Origin of the sequence: Streptomyces sp. NPDC048248 (assembly GCF_043201875.1) — a bacterium.
Classification (GTDB): Bacteria; Actinomycetota; Actinomycetes; order Streptomycetales; family Streptomycetaceae; genus Streptomyces.
This window is the reverse complement of record NZ_JBICZL010000010.1, coordinates 1-15423: the sequence shown is the minus strand read 5'-3', so window position 1 is coordinate 15423 and position 15423 is coordinate 1. Positions and strand designations below refer to the sequence as shown.

The following is a 15423-nucleotide window of genomic DNA, read 5'->3' as shown; positions in this document are numbered from 1 at the left end:
CGCGCAAAGCGGCGGATACCACCCGGGACAGGAGTCCGGATTCCGCCTTGCCGGAAATCAACGGAGCGACTAGCGGAAACACTGACAGAACATGTGTCGTATAAACTCCGCTGACGAGGCAGAGAGTTGGCACCCAGTGTTTCGGTGTTCTCACCGGTTCTGGGGCACAGCGGCTGACCCCGCCGGGCCGCAGCCCCGGTCGGCCATGCTCTGACCCCGCCACGCTGACAGCGCCGTCCGCACTTGCCCAGCTCCACCGTGTCTCCGAAGTGAGAGGCGACCCACCATGCCGCTGCACGTTCCCGCCGCACCCGCGCCCGCCCTGCGCAGCGTTCTCGCCGCCCTCGGCTCACCCACCGCCGTCCGCGAGGCTCCCACCTCCGCCCTCCGTTCCCATCAGGGCCCGCTGAGCCCCGACCACCCGCTGCCCGTGCACGTCTGGGACCACATCAGCCGTGCCGGAGGTTCCTCGCGTACCCGCCTGGCCGGCTGGCGATACCTCGTCCGGGGCGGCGAGCGTGCCGTGGCGACCGCGGACGCGATGCTCACGGCGGACGGCTGGACGTTCTCCCACTTCGCCGGTGGCCCTTACGTCACCGCTACCGAGCAGGCCCTGCAGCACGCCGACGCGCTGTCCACGCCGTATCAGCCGCGACTGCTGTCCGTCCCCGAGCTGTACATGCTCACGCTGTGGCTGCACCACGACATCACCTCGGACGGCTCCGACGGCATCCCCGCCCCCGGTGACCTGCTGGTACCGCTGGCACCCGCACCGCCGGGTATCACTGCCCACCACCCGCAGCGAGTCGCCGACCTGCTGCCGCGACTCACCCTGCGGGTGACTCCGGGACCGCTGCTCGGCTCGCCCGCCTGACCCCGGGGCGCCGGCTCCGTCCGCGGACCGGCGCACCGGCGCACGCCGTCCCTCAAGAGCGCGCCCCGCGGCCCCGTCCGGCCGCGGGGCGCTTCGCTGTCTCACCCGCGCGGCCTAGCCCACCCCTACCACTGCCAACCCGCCTGAGTAACTGCGTAATTGGGAGCAACCGCCCGCACGGGTGACACGTCAGTATCGAGTGAGTACCGCTGCTGCGAAATCCCTGCGGAAACGCCTCCGGAGGGCAACACTGGGACCGACCGAGGAAACGGGGGGAGCGGCCATGAACACCTCATCGAGCCGCACGACGACGTTCACCACACCGCAGCGAAAGACGACTTCCATGTGTCAGCACCAACCACCCTGCCCGTCAGCAGACTCCACCGACCGGGAAGCCGCGCATCCTGTGGCACACCACCCGGAGCAGGGTTGGAGCCTGCTGTGCAACGGCGTCCTCCTCTTCGAGGACACCGGTGAGCTTCTTCCGGACGGGCAGGTCATCGCCCCGAACCGGCCGCTCGGTGGCACCCGGGTCGTCTCCGCCGCCTGACCCGGGCGCACCGGCAGAACAACAGGGCCCCCGGCAGGATCTGCCGAGGGCCCTTGATGTGCGGTGACGGACGTCAGCCGTCGTAGTCCTCCAGCGGAGGGCAGGAGCAGACGAGGTTACGGTCGCCGAAGGCGCCGTCGATCCGCCGCACCGGCGGCCAGTACTTCTCCGCGGCGACGACGCCTGCCGGGAAGACGGCCTCCTCGCGGGAGTAGGAGTGCTCCCAGTCGCCGGTCAGCGCGCTCGCGGTGTGCGGGGCGTTGCGCAGCGGGTTGTCGTCCTTGTCCCACTCCCCCGAGCCGACCTTCTCGATCTCCGCGCGGATGGCGATCATCGCGTCGCAGAACCGGTCCAGCTCATTGAGGTCCTCACTCTCGGTCGGCTCGATCATGAGCGTGCCGGCCACCGGGAAGGACATCGTCGGCGCGTGGAAGCCGTAGTCGATGAGCCGCTTGGCCACGTCGTCGATGCTCACCCCGGTCTCCTTGGTCAGCGGCCGGACGTCGATGATGCACTCGTGTGCGACCAGCCCGCCCGGGCCGGTGTAGAGCACCGGGTAGTGCGGCTCCAAGCGCTTGGCGATGTAGTTGGCACCGAGCACCGCGACCTGCGTGGCGCGCTTGAGCCCCTCGCCGCCCATCAGCCGGACGTACGCCCAGGAGATCGGCAGGATGCCCGCCGAGCCCCACGGCGCCGCGGAGATCGGGCCGACGCCCGTCTCCGGGCCCGCGGTGGGCTGCAGCGGGTGGTTGGGCAGGTACGGCGCCAGGTGGGCCCGGACACCGACAGGACCGACACCGGGACCGCCGCCGCCGTGCGGGATGCAGAAGGTCTTGTGCAGGTTGAGGTGCGAGACATCGCCGCCGAACTTGCCGGGCTCGGCGAGGCCGACCAGCGCGTTGAGGTTGGCGCCGTCGACGTAGACCTGGCCGCCCGCGTCGTGCACCGCGGCGCAGATCTGCGTGATGTGCTCCTCGAACACGCCGTGGGTGGAGGGGTAGGTGACCATCAGGACCGCGAGTTCGTCGCGGTGCTTGTCGATCTTGGCGTGCAGATCGTCGGTGTCGACCTCACCGTCCTCGCCGGTCTTGACGACGACGACCTTCATCCCCGCCATCACGGCGCTGGCGGCGTTGGTGCCGTGCGCGGAGGAGGGGATCAGGCAGATGGTGCGCTGCTCGTCGCCGTTGGCGCGGTGGTAGGCACGCACGGCCAGCAGGCCCGCCAGTTCGCCCTGGGAGCCGGCATTCGGCTGGATGGAGACCTTGTCGTAGCCGGTGACCGTGGCCAGCTGCTCCTCGAGCTCCTGGATCAGGGTGAGGTAGCCCTGCGCCTGACCGGCCGGCGCGAAGGGGTGCAGCTGCCCGAACGCCGGCCATGTGACCGGCTCCATCTCGGTGGTGGCGTTCAGCTTCATCGTGCAGGAGCCGAGCGGGATCATGCCGCGGTCCAGCGCGTAGTCCTTGTCGGCGAGGGTGCGCAGGTAGCGCAGCATCGCGGTCTCGGAACGGTGCTGGTGGAAGACCGGGTGGCCGAGGTAGTCGTCGGTGCGCAGCAGCTCCTGCGGCAGTCCCTCGCCCGCGGCGGCGTCCAGCTGCTCGATGTCGGCCTGGACGCCGAAGGCGCCGAAAACGCCGGCCAGCTGCCCGCGGCCGGTGGTCTCGTCGCAGGCGATGCCGACGAGGTCGGCGTCGACCTGGCGGAGGTTGATGCCGGCCTCGCGGGCGGCGGCCACGACCTCGGCGGCGCGGCCGGGCACCCGCGCGGTCAGCGTGTCGAAGTAGGCGCCGTGCACGATCTCCACACCGCCCGCCCGCAGGCCCTCGGCGAGGAGGGTGGCATAGCGATGGGTGCGCCGCGCGATGGCGGCCAGGCCGTCCGGGCCATGGTAGACCGCGTACATGCCGGCCATGACGGCGAGCAGCACCTGCGCGGTGCAGATGTTGCTGGTGGCCTTCTCCCGGCGGATGTGCTGCTCACGGGTCTGCAGGGCCAGGCGGTACGCCTTGTTGCCGTCGGCGTCGACCGAGACGCCCACCAGGCGGCCGGGGAGGCTGCGGGCGAACTTCTCGCGTACGGCCATGAAGCCGGCGTGCGGCCCGCCGAAGCCCATCGGGACGCCGAAGCGCTGCGTCGTGCCGACGGCGATGTCCGCGCCGAGCTCGCCGGGCGAGGTCAGCAGCGTCAGGGCGAGGAGGTCGGCGGCGACGGTGACGACGGCGCCCAGCTCCTGCGCCTGCGCGATGACCGCGCGCGGGTCGCGCACCGCACCGGAGGCACCCGGGTACTGCAGGAGCACGCCGAAGACACCACGCTCGGCGATCTCGGCCGGAATGCCGTCGCCGAGGTCCGCGACCACGACCTCGACGCCGGTCGGCTCGGCACGGGTCTGGAGCACGGCGATGGTCTGCGGCAGACAGTCGGCGTCGACCAGGAAGACGCCCTTCTTGACCTTGCCGACCCGCCGGGCGAGCGACATGGCCTCGGCTGCGGCGGTGCCCTCGTCCAGGAGCGAAGCGCCGGAGGTGGGCAGACCCGTCAGGTCGGCGACCATGGTCTGGAAGTTCAGCAGCGCCTCCAGCCGACCCTGCGAGATCTCCGGCTGGTACGGCGTGTAGGCCGTGTACCAGGACGGGTTCTCCATGACGTTGCGCAGGATCACCGGCGGTGTGAACGTGCCGTAGTAGCCCAGGCCGATCATGGAGGACAGGACCTGGTTGCGGTCCGCGAGACTGCGCAGCTCCTCCAGGACCTCGGCCTCGGAGCGGCCCTGGGGCAGCCCCAGGGCCTCGGCGCTCTTGATCACATCGGGGACTGCGGTGGCGGTGAGCTCGTCCAGCGATCCGAATCCGACGTGCGCGAGCATCTTCGCCTGCGCCTCGTGGTCAGGCCCGATGTGCCGGTGCTCGAAGGGGGTACCGCGCTCCAGCTCGGTCAAGGAGATGCGATTGGTGGTCATCTGCGGGGGCCTCCTGGTCATACGACCTACGAGGGGCACCACGGCACTGGTGCCCGGACGGCCTCCCCCTCTGTCATCTCAACCTGAGAGCTTCGCCGGCCCGCGCGCTGCGGTCCGACTTTCACCGTCGGTGAGGATGGGTTCCGGCGTTGTGCCTGTCCGTGGCCCGCCCTGCTTTCCAGAGTGACCTCGTCCATGCGGTACGTGTGCCTGAGAGATTCCGGGGAGGATTTGCTCCTTCGGCGCCCCCGTCGCGAACGACAAAGGACTCTCCCGCATGGGGTCTGCAGCCATTCGCCAGCCTACCAGCGCACCTCCCGGAGGAACTTTCGAGTGGCCGGGGCATGAAATGTGCCGTTTGGTAGTGGTGACAGGGCAGCTGCGACCATATGGAGGGGCCGTGCAAACCGACATCGATCCCCGGAGCCTGATCGGCCGCAAGGCGTTCGACCGGCACGGCACGAAAATCGGCACCGTCGACGAGGTCTATCTCGACGACGCGACCGGGGAACCGGAGTGGGCGGCCGTGCGCACCGGCCTGTTCAGCAGGGACGCCTTCGTCCCGCTCGAGCCGAGCGAGCTGGCCGACGAGGGCCTGCGCATCCCCTTCGACCGCAAGCTGATCAAGGACGCCCCCGACTTCGGTGTCGGCCGGCACCTCTCTCCCGAGCAGGAGCTTCAGCTCTACCACCACTACCGGCTGGATATCTCCTCCCCCGCCTCCGACGCGGTCTCCTCGGCGGGCGACAAGGACTTCGGCAGGATCGCCGGTTCGGAGGACTGAGCCCCGCTCGGCTTCTCCCGCACCAGCGGCAGTGGCTCCCCGGGCCGCAACGCAGGGTCCTCGACGGCAAAGGTCCGCACCCTTCCCGGTGCGGACCACGGCGTCTCGAAGCGGACGGTCACTCTCCCGACCCCGCTCCCCTGCACCCAACCGGCGCCGTACTCGTCGTGCACGATGTCGAGCCCCGGCAGCCAGCGACGCGGCAGCTCTCGCGGCTCCTGCTCGCCTGCCTCGTCCGCCGTGTGCTCCTGAGTCGCCTTCGCGGTCTCCGCGGCCTCCCGCTCGGTCGCGACCTGGGCGAAGAGGTCCTCCTGCGTGAAGTCGGCCAGCCCGCTCACCCCGACCCCCAGCAGCCGCACGCCGCCCGTGGTGTCCACGGTCTCCAGCAGCCGTGCGGCGGCCTCCCGCACGACCGAGGGGTCGTCGGTGGGGCCGCGGAGCGTCTCGGAGCGGGTCAGCGTCGAGAAGTCGTAGCTCCGGACCTTGATCACGACCGTACGTCCGGAGCGCCCGGCGGCCCGCAGCCGCTGCACACAGCGGTCCGCGAGGCGCACCACCTCCGACCGCACCCGGGTACGGTCGGTCAGGTCCACCTCGAAGGTGTCCTCGACCGAGATCGACTTCGCGTCCCGCTCCGCCACCACCGGCCGGTCATCCCGGCCCAGTGCCATCGCGTACAGCCCGGCGCCGTGGGACTTCCCCAACAGGCGCACCAGCTCCGCCTCACCGGCCTCCGCGGTCTCCGCGACCGTCGTGATCCCGGCCCGGCGCAGCGCCTCGGCAGTGGCGGGCCCGACCCCGGGCAGGGTGCGCACCGTCATCGGTCCCAGCAGCTCCCGCTCGGTGCCCGGCTCGATCACCACGAGCCCGTCCGGTTTCGCCGCCTCGGACGCGATCTTCGCCAGCATCTTGGCCCCCGCGAGCCCCACCGAACCCGTCAGTCCGGTGGCCTCCCGGATTTCGCGCCGCAGCCGCTCCCCCACCGCGCGGACGGCGGACGTCTCCGCCGCGACACCGCCGGCCTCCAGGTCGACGAACGCCTCGTCCAGGCTCAGCGGCTCCACCAGGGGCGACAGGGCGTGCAACAGCTGCATCACCGTCTCACTCACCTGGCGGTAGAGGGTGAAGCGGGGATTGAGATACGCGGCGTTGGGGCACAGGCGACGCGCCTGAGCTGTGGGCATCGCCGAACGGATGCCGAAGACCCGGGCTTCGTACGACGCCGTGGAGACCACCCCGCGCGGCCCGATCCCGCCGACCACCACGGGCTTCCCGCGCAGACTCGGCTTGGCCGCCTGTTCGGCGGCCGCGAAGAAGGCATCCATGTCCAGGTGCAGGATCGTCGGCGCAGGTCTCACACCATCGATGCTCCCGCACACCACTGACAATCGCCCCGCGCGCAGGGCCGGAAAGCGCGTCGGGCGCTCAGCCCGCCCGGTTGCGGCGCCGCGCCAGCTCGTCGTGCGGATTCTTCCCGACGAGCGTCTCGCCGGTGTCCACACGCTCACCGTGCAGCTGGGAGAGCGCGCCCTCCACGTCCCGCCAGACCACGCCGACCGCGATACCGAACACGCCCTGGCCGCCCTGGAGGAGATCCACGACCTGATCGGGCGAGGTGCACTCGTAGACCGTCGCGCCATCGCTCATGAGCGTCATCCGCGTCAGGTCCGCAAGCCCGCGCGAGCGCAGGTGCTGAACGGCGGTACGGATGTTCTGCAGCGAGACCCCGGTGTCGAGCAGCCGTTTGACGATTTTGAGAACGACGACGTCCCGGAAGCTGTAGAGCCGCTGGGTCCCGGATCCGTACGCGGGCCGCACGCTCGGCTCCACCAGGCCCGTACGGGCCCAGTAGTCCAGCTGCCGGTAGGTGATCCCCGCCGCCGCACACGCGGTCGGTCCGCGGTAGCCGATGGTCTGCGTCTCGCCGTCCGCCGACACTGCGGCCACCTGCGCGGGTGCACGATTCGCTGCTGCACCCGAGTGGAGCGGCAACGCCCCTTCCGCCGCCATACCGTCGCCGGTGATTGCCACGCCGCCCTCCGTCCTCCACGTCCCGGACGGGACCTGCCATATCGACGGTATGCAGTCACCCCGGGTGCGTCAACGATCGCCGCGCTCGCCACGCCGAGTGATAATCACCCTACGAGTGGTTTCTCGTGACCTGAGACGGGGAAGGGCTAACAGTTTGGCCGGAATTAGGCCTCCGACCCGTCGGCATCACTGGCTGTTGGTACCGAAGTCCTCGGGCGAGATCTGGTCGAGGAACTCACGGAACTTCTCCACCTCGTCCTCCTGCTCGTCCGGGATCGCGATCCCCGCGTCGTCCAGCACACCGTCGGTACCGAAGATCGGCGTTCCGGTGCGCAGGGCGAGCGCTATCGCGTCGGACGGACGCGCGCTCACTTCCACGCCGCTGGCGAAGACCAGTTCGGCGTAGAACACCCCTTCGCGCAGGTCCGTGATGCGGACCTGCGTCAGCTCCTGGCCCACCGCTTCGAGCACGTCCTTGAAAAGGTCATGCGTCAGCGGCCTGGCAGGGACCATGCCCTGCTGGGCGAAAGCGATGGCGGTGGCCTCCCCTGGCCCGATCCAAATGGGCAAGTATCGGTCGCCTCCCACCTCCCGCAGGAGCACGATCGGTTGGCTGGAAGGCATTTCCACCCGGACACCCACGACGTCGAGCTCGTTCACACAGCAACCCTAGGACGTGCCCGGCCGGTTTGGGTAGTCGGGCACTCGTTTGCCGACTACAGGCGCACCCGCAGAGCGGTCTGGACCAATGCCGCGTGCAGCCGCACCGACAGCGTCGCCAGCTCTCTGGCGGTGGCCTCGGCATGGGCTCTGGTCTGCGGGTTGCGATGCCGCCGAAGGGGTGCAACCACCTGTTCGACCAGGCCGGCCTCGCGCTCGGCGGCGGCTTTCACGGCACGCAGATGACGCGGCTCCAGACCGAAGCGTCCGAGATCCGCGACAAGTTTGGCGACGGTGACGGCCTCGATGTCGTAGCTGCCGTCGTCATTGGCCGTGATGAGGCCGTACGACTCCCAGTCGGCGAGAGCCGCCTCCTCCACCTCGGCGGCGGCAAGCAGCTCCTCCCGGCCGATCCGGGCAGCGGTGGGCCGCTCCTCGTCCGGGTCATGCACGCCGTCCACCAGATCCCGGGAGGGTGCCGCCTGGGCGGGCAGCTGCACCCGCTCACCGCGCTCCAAGGCGTCCAGATACTCCCGGATGACCTTCAGCGGCAGATAGTGGTCCCGCTGCATCCGCAGGACGCCTGCCAGGCGCTGGACGTCCTCCGGGGTGAATTTGCGGTACCCGGAAGGGGTGCGCTTCGGCTCGACCAGCCCCTCGGCCTCCAGAAACCGGATCTTGGAGATGGTGACCTCGGGGAATTCCTCGCGCAGCAGAGTGAGCACCGTGCCGATGCTCACCGGCTTGCCGGCCGAGGAGGCGGTGCCGGCAGAACCGGCACCGCCTGTCGGTGTATGGCGCATATGCCTTCCCTGGTCGGTCAGATACCGACGCCTCGCTGGCTCGCGTAGAAGACCAGGCGGTACTTGCCGATCTGGACCTCGTCGCCGTTGGCGAGCGCGACGGAGTCGATCCGCTCACGGTTGACGTAGGTGCCGTTCAGGCTGCCGACGTCGGCGACCGTGAAACCACCGTCCTGGCCACGACGGAACTCCACGTGGCGGCGCGAGACCGTCACATCGTCGAGGAAGATGTCGCTCTGCGGGTGACGACCCGCCGTCGTCAGGTCGCTGTCCAGCAGGAAGCGACTGCCGGAGTTCGGACCCCGGCGGACCACCAGCAGCGCGGAGCCCAGCGGAAGAGCGTCGACCGCCGCCTGGGCCTCCGGGGAGAGCGACGGCGTCGGGGTCTGCCCGGTCGCCTCCGCGTCGTAGGCCTCAAGTCCCGAGATGGAGATGGTCGAGGTCGTCTCCGACGGGCGCTCGGCCTGAGCCCCCGCGCGCAGCGGCGCACCGCAGTTGGAGCAGAACCGGCTCGCCTCGGCGTTCCGGTGCCCACACCTCGTACATACCGGCAAGGCCAACCCTCCACCCGTGCTTGAGGCTGATGGTTCCTGGGAACCTATGCGGCCGGCACCGGAGGGGTCAACAGAACCCGCCCCGTACCCCCCGGACGGACCGCCGACCTCGTCACGGAAGAGCGGACGGTCCTCGCCCACAGCACTCTCGTCGGGCTGGCGCGGAGCGCGGTGCCGCGCCGAGCCGCTGCCGCCCTCCTGTCGTGCGCTCTTGCCGAACAGCTTTCCAAACAACTTCACGGGCGATTCCCCTTGTACGAAACAGACCCGCCCGTGGGGCAGGACGAACCCTCGATGCACACTCCGGCCCATCCGGACATCCTGTGAACGTCCGTGGCCTTCAGACAGTTTCCACCACACACCACGCGCACGGTGCGTCGACCCCCCGCTACGTCATGCCCTCCCGGGCCATCGACATACGTCTACACCTCACTGCGATGACGACCGAGCGTAGTCAGGCCGCTTCGCCTCTCGCAAGGCGTTCACAATGATCTTCCCCTGACGGGTCACAGCCACCGTGGCCTGCTCTTTTTCCAGCGTCTGGACCACCCCACCAGGGATGTTCAGCGCAGGCTCCAGGTCCTCGGGCTTGCCGATGACCTTGAAGCGATACGGCTGGGTGACCCGCTTGCCGTCGATCTCCACCCCGCCCCGGACATCCGAGAGGTAGGTGTCCGCGACGACGCGCACATCATTGACCTGAATGGCCTCGGCTCCGGCCGCCCGCAGCTCCTGGATGGTGTCCAGCAGCTTGTCCGCCTCGACGGAGCGCGTCGGGTCGTTGATGGTCAGGGTGATGCCGGGCCCCTGAGCCGCGACGGTCCCGGCCAGCACGCCCAGCTGCTGTTCCTTCTCCACGGTCTGCTTACGGGCCTCCTCGGCCTGGTCCGAGCTGTTCTCCAGCTCGGTCTTCTGCCCTTCCAGACGCCGCTGTTCGTCCGTCAACCGCTGGGAGCGGTTGTCCAGCTCGTCCAGGATCCGCACCAGGTCCTCCTGGCGCGCTCCTCGCAGCGCACTGCTGTCACTTGTGGAACGTACCTGAATCGCCAGGCCGAGACCGAGAATGAACAGCAGCAGGGCGACGATCAGTTGAGCCCGCGTCAGACGCGGTGGCCACAGACTCGCGAACAGCCGCTGCCGGCCGGTCTCCGAGCGGCCCTCCGGCCCGTCCGCCGCCGGCGCTTCGGCCGGGGCGGCCGGCTCTTCGGCAGTGCCCTCCCCCGGCTCGGGGCCGGCGTCCGCCGGTTTGCCTTCGTCGCGCGCCTCGCCGTCCGGTTCCGGCGCCTTCGGCTCGTTCTCCACCGAAGCCCGCTCGGCGGCGTCCCGGCTCTCCGGCGGCAGCGGCCGACGGTCGGCCGGGCCGCGGTCCTTCGGCGGCTCCGGCTTGTTCGTCGCCGACTCCGGCTCGTTCTTCTCCGGGCGCGGCCCGTTGTTCTCCGGCTCCGGTGTCTCGTCGGTTGCCATCCGCCTCACGCCCTGAAGACGTGCCGGCGGATCGCGGCAGCGTTGGAGAAGATCCGGATGCCCAGCACGACGACAACACCGGTGGAGAGCTGCGCGCCGACGCCCAACTTGTCACCGAGGAAGACGATCAGAGCGGCTACGACCACATTCGAGAGGAAGGAGACGACGAAGACCTTGTCGTCGAAGATGCCGTCCAGCATCGCGCGCAGTCCGCCGAACACGGCGTCGAGCGCCGCCACGACAGCGATCGGCAAGTAGGGCTCGACCACCGTCGGCACCACGGGTCGGACCACAAGTCCGACCACGACTCCCACGATGAGGCCCAGTACGGCGATCACGATGTGCCCTTCCCTGTGTCGGTGCCGTCCGCTTTCGCGGCACCGGCCTGTGGCTTTGCGGTTCGTACGGTCAAACTCGGGGCGGGCGGCAGCGTGACCTCGGTCTCGGCGGAAATCCTGGTCCGCACGCCGTAGTTCTCCTGGAGCACGTGCAGGTACTGACCGTCCGCACTGTCCTGGAACGCGGTGCTGAGCCGCTGCCCGTCCCCCACCGCCAGCACCGTATAGGGCGGCACCAGTGGCTTGTTGTCGACCAGTATGGCGTCTCCGGCGGCTCTGATCGCCGAGAGTGACGTAAGCCGCTGCCCATTGACAGAGATGGCCTCCGCCCCTGACTCCCAGAGGCCGTTGACGACACGCTGCATGTCCCGGTCGCGTACCCGGCCGGTGTCCGAGAAACCACTGCTCTCGCGCGGCCCGCCGCCGCTGGACTCCGCCTGCTTGGCGTCGTCCACGACCAGCTTCACGCCGGGCCCGGTGACCTGGGTCGAACCGGCCAGCAGCGCCAGCAGTTCGGCCCTGCCGCCGCCGTGCGCCTTGAGCGCCTCGGCCTGCATCTTGCTGACGGCGTCCCGCGTCGCGTCGACCCGCTTCTGCTGTTTGTCCGCCTCGGCGGTGCCCCGCTGGATGCGGTTGATCAGCTCTTCGTGTTCCTTGGCCAGCGTCGGCGCAGCTATCCGTGCCTGCGCCGCACCCACGGTCACCACGACCGCCGCAAGCACCAGGCCGGCCGCGAGGCCCAATTTCGCGCGCAGGGTGCGCGGCAGTCCGCTCACGCCCGCTGCGGACTTCCGCTCGGCGGCCTCCGCGTATCCGTCGTCCAGGCTGTGGTCCATCACGTTGGTCAGCAGCGACATGGACGCATCGGGGCGCGCGGCGGGCTTCTTGGTGGTGCTCCGATCGGGGCGCTCCTGCGACATGCCGCACATCGTCGCACGTCGGCGACGCGCGCTCCCAATGGCCCCACCGACGTACCGGATCGCGGCACGCCGGTGGGGCCCTGGGGTCAGCGTCCGGCGCTGTCCACCACTGCGGACCACTCGTCCAGGAGCTGCTGGGCGGAGGCGTCATCCGGCCCCTCCGCCCACAGATGCGTCACGGCCTCGGCGGGGTCGGGCAGCACCAGCACCCAACGTCCGTCGGACTCCACCACGCGCACACCGTCGGTGGTGTCCACGTCCCGGTCACCGGCCGCCTCGACCACATGCCGCATGACCAGACCCTTGACCGCCCACGGCGTCGCCAGGTCACGTCGCTGCACATGCGCCCTCGGGATCCGCGCGTCGATCTGGCTCAGCGTGAGCTGCGTACGCGCCACCAGACCGATCAGCCGGACGAACGCCGCGGCGCCGTCGAAGACGCTGCTGAACTCCGGGATGATGAATCCGCCCATGCCGTTACCGCCGAAGACGGTGCCGTCCGCCCGCCCCACCCGGGTCAGATCGTCCGGCGACGTGGTCGTCCACTCCACCTGGGTGCCGTGATATGCCGCCACCTGCTCAGCGATCCGGGTCGTGGTCACCGGCAGCGCCACCCGCCCACTGCGCCGTTCCGCGGCGACGAGATCCAGCATGACCAGCAGTGCCCGGTCGTCCTCGATGATCCGGCCGCGCTCGTCCACCAGCGACAGCCGCTCGCCGACGGGGTCGAACCGCACACCGAAGGCCGCCCGGGCCGAGGCCACGATCTCGCCGAGCCGGACGAGTCCGGAGCGCCGGGCATCCGCCGTCTCGGTCGGCCGGGACTCGTCGAGACCGGGGTTGATCGTCAGGGAGTCCACGCCGAGCCGGCCCAGCAAGCTGGGCAGCACCAAGCCGGCGCTGCCGTTCGAGGCGTCCACGACGACCTTCAGCCCGGCTTCACTGATGCCCGTGGTGTCCACCGCGCGCAACAGGGACCCCGTGTAGGAGTCGAACACGCTGGACGGGAACCGTAGGTCACCGATCTCACCAGGGAACGCGCGGCGATACTCCTGGCGCGCGTAGACCCGGTCGAGCTTTCGCTGGCCGGCCTGCGAGAGATCCGCGCCCCGCTCGTCGAAGAACATGATGTCGACGGAGTCCGGGACGCCGGGCGTCGTCCGCACCATGATGCCGCCCGCGCTGCCCCGGGCGGTCTGCTGCCTCGCCACCGGCAGCGGCACGTTCTCCAGGTCGCGCACATCGATGGCGCTGGCCTGGAGCGCGGAGATCACCGCGCGCTTGAGCGCCCGCGCGCCACGGGAGTGGTCACGCGCCGTGGTGACCGTGGAGCCCTTCTTGAGCGTCGTCGCGTAAGCGCCTGCAAGACGCACGGCGAGTTCCGGCGTGATCTCCACGTTGAGGATGCCGGACACGCCGCGCGCGCCGAACAGATGCGCCTGGCCTCTGGACTCCCAGATCACCGAGGTGTTGACGAACGCACCGGCCTCGATGGTCTTGAAGGGATAGACCCGCACATTGCCCTGGACAATCGATTCCTCACCGATGAGGCATTCGTCGCCGATGACGGCGCCGTCCTCGATCCTGGCGGCCCGCATGATGTCGGTGTTCTTGCCGATCACGCAGCCGCGCAGATTGCTGTGCTGACCGATATAGACGTTGTCGTGCACGACAGCCCGGTGCAGGAACGCACCGCCCTTCACCACGACGTTGGAGCCGACGACCGTGTGCTCGCGGATCTCCGCGTCCGCTTCGACCTTGGCGTAGTCACCGATGTACAGCGGCCCGCGCAACACCGCGTCCGGGTGGACTTCGGCGCCCTCGGCGACCCATACGCCCGGTGAGATCTCGAAGCCGTCGATATCGACGTCGACCTTGCCCTCGAGCACATCGGCCTGGGCCTTCACGTAACTCTCGTGGGTGCCGACGTCCTCCCAATAGCCCTCGGCGACATAGCCGTAGATCGGCTTGCCTTCCTTCATGAGCTGCGGGAAGACATCACCGGACCAGTCAACCGGAACGTCGGGCTCGAAATAGTCGAACACCTCCGGCTCCATGACGTAGATGCCGGTATTGACGGTGTCCGAGAAGACCTGCCCCCAGGTGGGCTTCTCCAGGAAGCGCTCCACCTTGCCCTCTTCGTCGACAATGGTGATGCCGAACTCCAGCGGATTGGGAACCCTCGTCAGACAGACGGTGACAAGCGCTCCCTTTTCCTTGTGGAAGCGAATCAGATCACTGAGATCGAAGTCGGTGAGGGCGTCACCGGAGATCACCAGGAAGGCATCGTCCTTCAGTGCCTCCTCCGCGTTCTTCACGCTGCCTGCGGTGCCCAGTGGCTTTTCCTCATTGGCATACGTGAGCTCCATGCCGAGCTCTTCCCCGTCACCGAAGTAGTTACGGACGAGGGAAGCAAGGAATTGCACGGTCACGACGGTCTCATTGAGACCATGCCGTTTCAGCAGCCTCAGCACATGCTCCATGATCGGCCTATTGGCCACAGGCAGCAGCGGCTTGGGCATGCTGGACGTCATGGGGCGAAGTCGCGTGCCTTCGCCGCCGGCCATCACAACGGCCTTCATGTCGGAAGCGTCCTCCTCTAAGAGACGACGGTCTTGCCGACCTCACCCGTCCAGATCGCCCACTCAACGTTCCTACGGGCACTGGGCCTATGCACTACGGCCTTTCGGCGAGCTCAGTCGGCCGTGGATGTCCGCCCTGATGATGCGGCGGACCTGGACCACGTAGAGGATCCCTGCCCACCAATAGAGCGCCGTACCCCAACCTGCGAACGCCCATCCGAAAATGGCAGCGAGTGTGTGAAGCCAGCCGCTTCCGTCGCTCAGCAGGAGCAACGGGAAGGCATACATCAAGTTGAAGGTAGCTGCTTTGCCCAGGAAGTTCACCTGGGGAGGGCCATAGCCGTGCCGTGCCATGAATCCGACCGCGATGAGCAGCATCAGTTCGCGGGCCAGCAGGGCCGCGGTGAGCCAGAGCGGGAGGATCTCCCGCCAGGTCAGGCCGACGAGGGTGGAGAGGATGTAGAGGCGGTCGGCTGCAGGGTCGAGGATCCGGCCCAGGCTGCTGATCTGGTTCCAGCGTCGGGCGAGCTTGCCGTCCAGGTAGTCGCTGACTCCGCTCAGGGCGAGGACCAGCAGGGCCCACCCGTCGGCGGCCTTGGGGCCACCGAATTCCGGCCACAGGATCAACCACAGGAACACCGGCACGCCGACGAGGCGAGCCATGCTCAGGATATTGGGGATGGTGAGGACGCGATCCGTCTGGACCCGCGTCTCCTGGACCTCCACGCGGGGGCCTCCTGTGGGAAATGTGCCGATGATGCTCACTGACCTTACCTGGCCCGCCGGCACCGTCAGTGCCGGGGGTCCACAAACGCGTGTAAGCCCCGCAGGAACCGAAGTTCCCACGGGGCTTACACACAAAGATTGTTCGGCGGCGTCCTACTCTCCCACAGGGTCCCCCCTG

At 69.1% G+C, this 15423-nt stretch carries 14 protein-coding genes and 1 riboswitch; of the genes, 3 read left to right on the top strand and 11 right to left on the bottom strand.

Translation table 11 applies throughout. From position 1 onward, the window contains the following. Window positions 1–286 precede the first annotated feature (286 nt). Together ACGFZW_RS22310 and ACGFZW_RS22305 are read left to right on the top strand one after the other, a co-directional pair. On the top strand, window positions 287–874 hold the full coding sequence (locus tag ACGFZW_RS22310) for a hypothetical protein (RefSeq protein WP_393894929.1): 588 nt from the start codon (window positions 287–289) through the stop codon (window positions 872–874). Between the two features lie 343 nt (window positions 875–1217). After that, complete coding sequence (locus ACGFZW_RS22305) at window positions 1218–1424, top strand: DUF5999 family protein (RefSeq protein WP_393895270.1); 207 nt, start codon at window positions 1218–1220, stop codon at window positions 1422–1424. Window positions 1425–1497: 73 nt separating this feature from the next. Here ACGFZW_RS22305 and gcvP read toward each other — a convergent pair whose 3' ends face one another. Further along, window positions 1498–4383 (bottom strand): aminomethyl-transferring glycine dehydrogenase, encoded by a 2886-nt coding sequence (gene gcvP, locus ACGFZW_RS22300; protein ID WP_393894928.1) that lies wholly within the window; start codon window positions 4381–4383, stop codon window positions 1498–1500. A 188-nt stretch (window positions 4384–4571) separates the two neighbouring features. Next, window positions 4572–4669: riboswitch (glycine riboswitch) on the bottom strand. A gap of 114 nt (window positions 4670–4783) precedes the next feature. Between gcvP and ACGFZW_RS22295 the strand changes: the two genes are divergently transcribed. Then, a complete protein-coding gene (locus ACGFZW_RS22295) occupies window positions 4784–5167 on the top strand; it encodes a PRC-barrel domain-containing protein (RefSeq protein WP_393894927.1) in 384 nt (127 codons plus the stop codon). Here the strand turns inward: ACGFZW_RS22295 and ACGFZW_RS22290 are convergent. From ACGFZW_RS22290 to ACGFZW_RS22245, 10 genes are all read right to left on the bottom strand, one after another. Then, the gene (locus ACGFZW_RS22290) at window positions 5077–6525 is read right to left on the bottom strand and encodes a DNA polymerase IV (RefSeq protein ID WP_393894926.1); all 1449 of its coding nucleotides are present in this window, start codon (window positions 6523–6525) and stop codon (window positions 5077–5079) included. The two genes, ACGFZW_RS22295 and ACGFZW_RS22290, sit on opposite strands and share 91 nt — an antisense overlap. Window positions 6526–6592: 67 nt before the next feature. Beyond that, window positions 6593–7198, bottom strand: coding sequence for a MerR family transcriptional regulator (locus tag ACGFZW_RS22285; protein ID WP_393894925.1), 606 nt, complete (start codon window positions 7196–7198; stop codon window positions 6593–6595). Between the two features lie 186 nt (window positions 7199–7384). Further along, window positions 7385–7858: a bifunctional nuclease family protein gene (locus ACGFZW_RS22280; RefSeq protein WP_006606439.1), complete on the bottom strand. Its 474-nt coding sequence runs from the start codon at window positions 7856–7858 to the stop codon at window positions 7385–7387. 56 nt (window positions 7859–7914) lie between these two features. Then, the gene (locus ACGFZW_RS22275; RefSeq protein WP_393894924.1) at window positions 7915–8661 is read right to left on the bottom strand and encodes a MerR family transcriptional regulator; all 747 of its coding nucleotides are present in this window, start codon (window positions 8659–8661) and stop codon (window positions 7915–7917) included. A gap of 17 nt (window positions 8662–8678) precedes the next feature. Further along, window positions 8679–9527 carry an FHA domain-containing protein gene (locus tag ACGFZW_RS22270; RefSeq protein ID WP_393894923.1) on the bottom strand — a complete coding sequence of 283 codons (849 nt, stop codon included), beginning with the start codon at window positions 9525–9527 and terminating at the stop codon, window positions 8679–8681. Window positions 9528–9644: 117 nt separating this feature from the next. Then, a complete protein-coding gene (locus ACGFZW_RS22265) occupies window positions 9645–10679 on the bottom strand; it encodes a DUF881 domain-containing protein (RefSeq protein WP_393894922.1) in 1035 nt (344 codons plus the stop codon). A gap of 5 nt (window positions 10680–10684) precedes the next feature. Then, window positions 10685–11017, bottom strand: a complete 333-nt coding sequence (locus ACGFZW_RS22260) for a small basic family protein (protein WP_003984969.1) — start codon at window positions 11015–11017, stop codon at window positions 10685–10687. Further along, a complete protein-coding gene (locus tag ACGFZW_RS22255) occupies window positions 11014–11946 on the bottom strand; it encodes a DUF881 domain-containing protein (protein WP_393894921.1) in 933 nt (310 codons plus the stop codon). Before ACGFZW_RS22255 ends, ACGFZW_RS22260 begins: the two co-directional genes overlap by 4 nt. Before the next feature lie 77 nt (window positions 11947–12023). Then, window positions 12024–14519, bottom strand: a complete 2496-nt coding sequence (locus tag ACGFZW_RS22250; protein WP_393894920.1) for a sugar phosphate nucleotidyltransferase — start codon at window positions 14517–14519, stop codon at window positions 12024–12026. Window positions 14520–14606: 87 nt separating this feature from the next. Next, window positions 14607–15245, bottom strand: a complete 639-nt coding sequence (locus tag ACGFZW_RS22245; RefSeq protein ID WP_393894919.1) for a CDP-alcohol phosphatidyltransferase family protein — start codon at window positions 15243–15245, stop codon at window positions 14607–14609. Between the last annotated feature and the right edge of the window lie 178 nt (window positions 15246–15423).

Coding starts and splice junctions, on each gene's coding strand:
- ACGFZW_RS22310 (WP_393894929.1), top strand. CDS start 287: ATGCCGCTGCACGTTCCCGCCGCACCCGCGCCCGCCCTGCGCAGCGTT.
- ACGFZW_RS22305 (WP_393895270.1), top strand. CDS start 1,218: ATGTGTCAGCACCAACCACCCTGCCCGTCAGCAGACTCCACCGACCGG.
- gcvP (WP_393894928.1), bottom strand. CDS start 4,383: ATGACCACCAATCGCATCTCCTTGACCGAGCTGGAGCGCGGTACCCCC.
- ACGFZW_RS22275 (WP_393894924.1), bottom strand. CDS start 8,661: ATGCGCCATACACCGACAGGCGGTGCCGGTTCTGCCGGCACCGCCTCC.
- ACGFZW_RS22270 (WP_393894923.1), bottom strand. CDS start 9,527: ATGGGCCGGAGTGTGCATCGAGGGTTCGTCCTGCCCCACGGGCGGGTC.
- ACGFZW_RS22265 (WP_393894922.1), bottom strand. CDS start 10,679: ATGGCAACCGACGAGACACCGGAGCCGGAGAACAACGGGCCGCGCCCG.
- ACGFZW_RS22255 (WP_393894921.1), bottom strand. CDS start 11,946: ATGTGCGGCATGTCGCAGGAGCGCCCCGATCGGAGCACCACCAAGAAG.
- ACGFZW_RS22250 (WP_393894920.1), bottom strand. CDS start 14,519: ATGAAGGCCGTTGTGATGGCCGGCGGCGAAGGCACGCGACTTCGCCCC.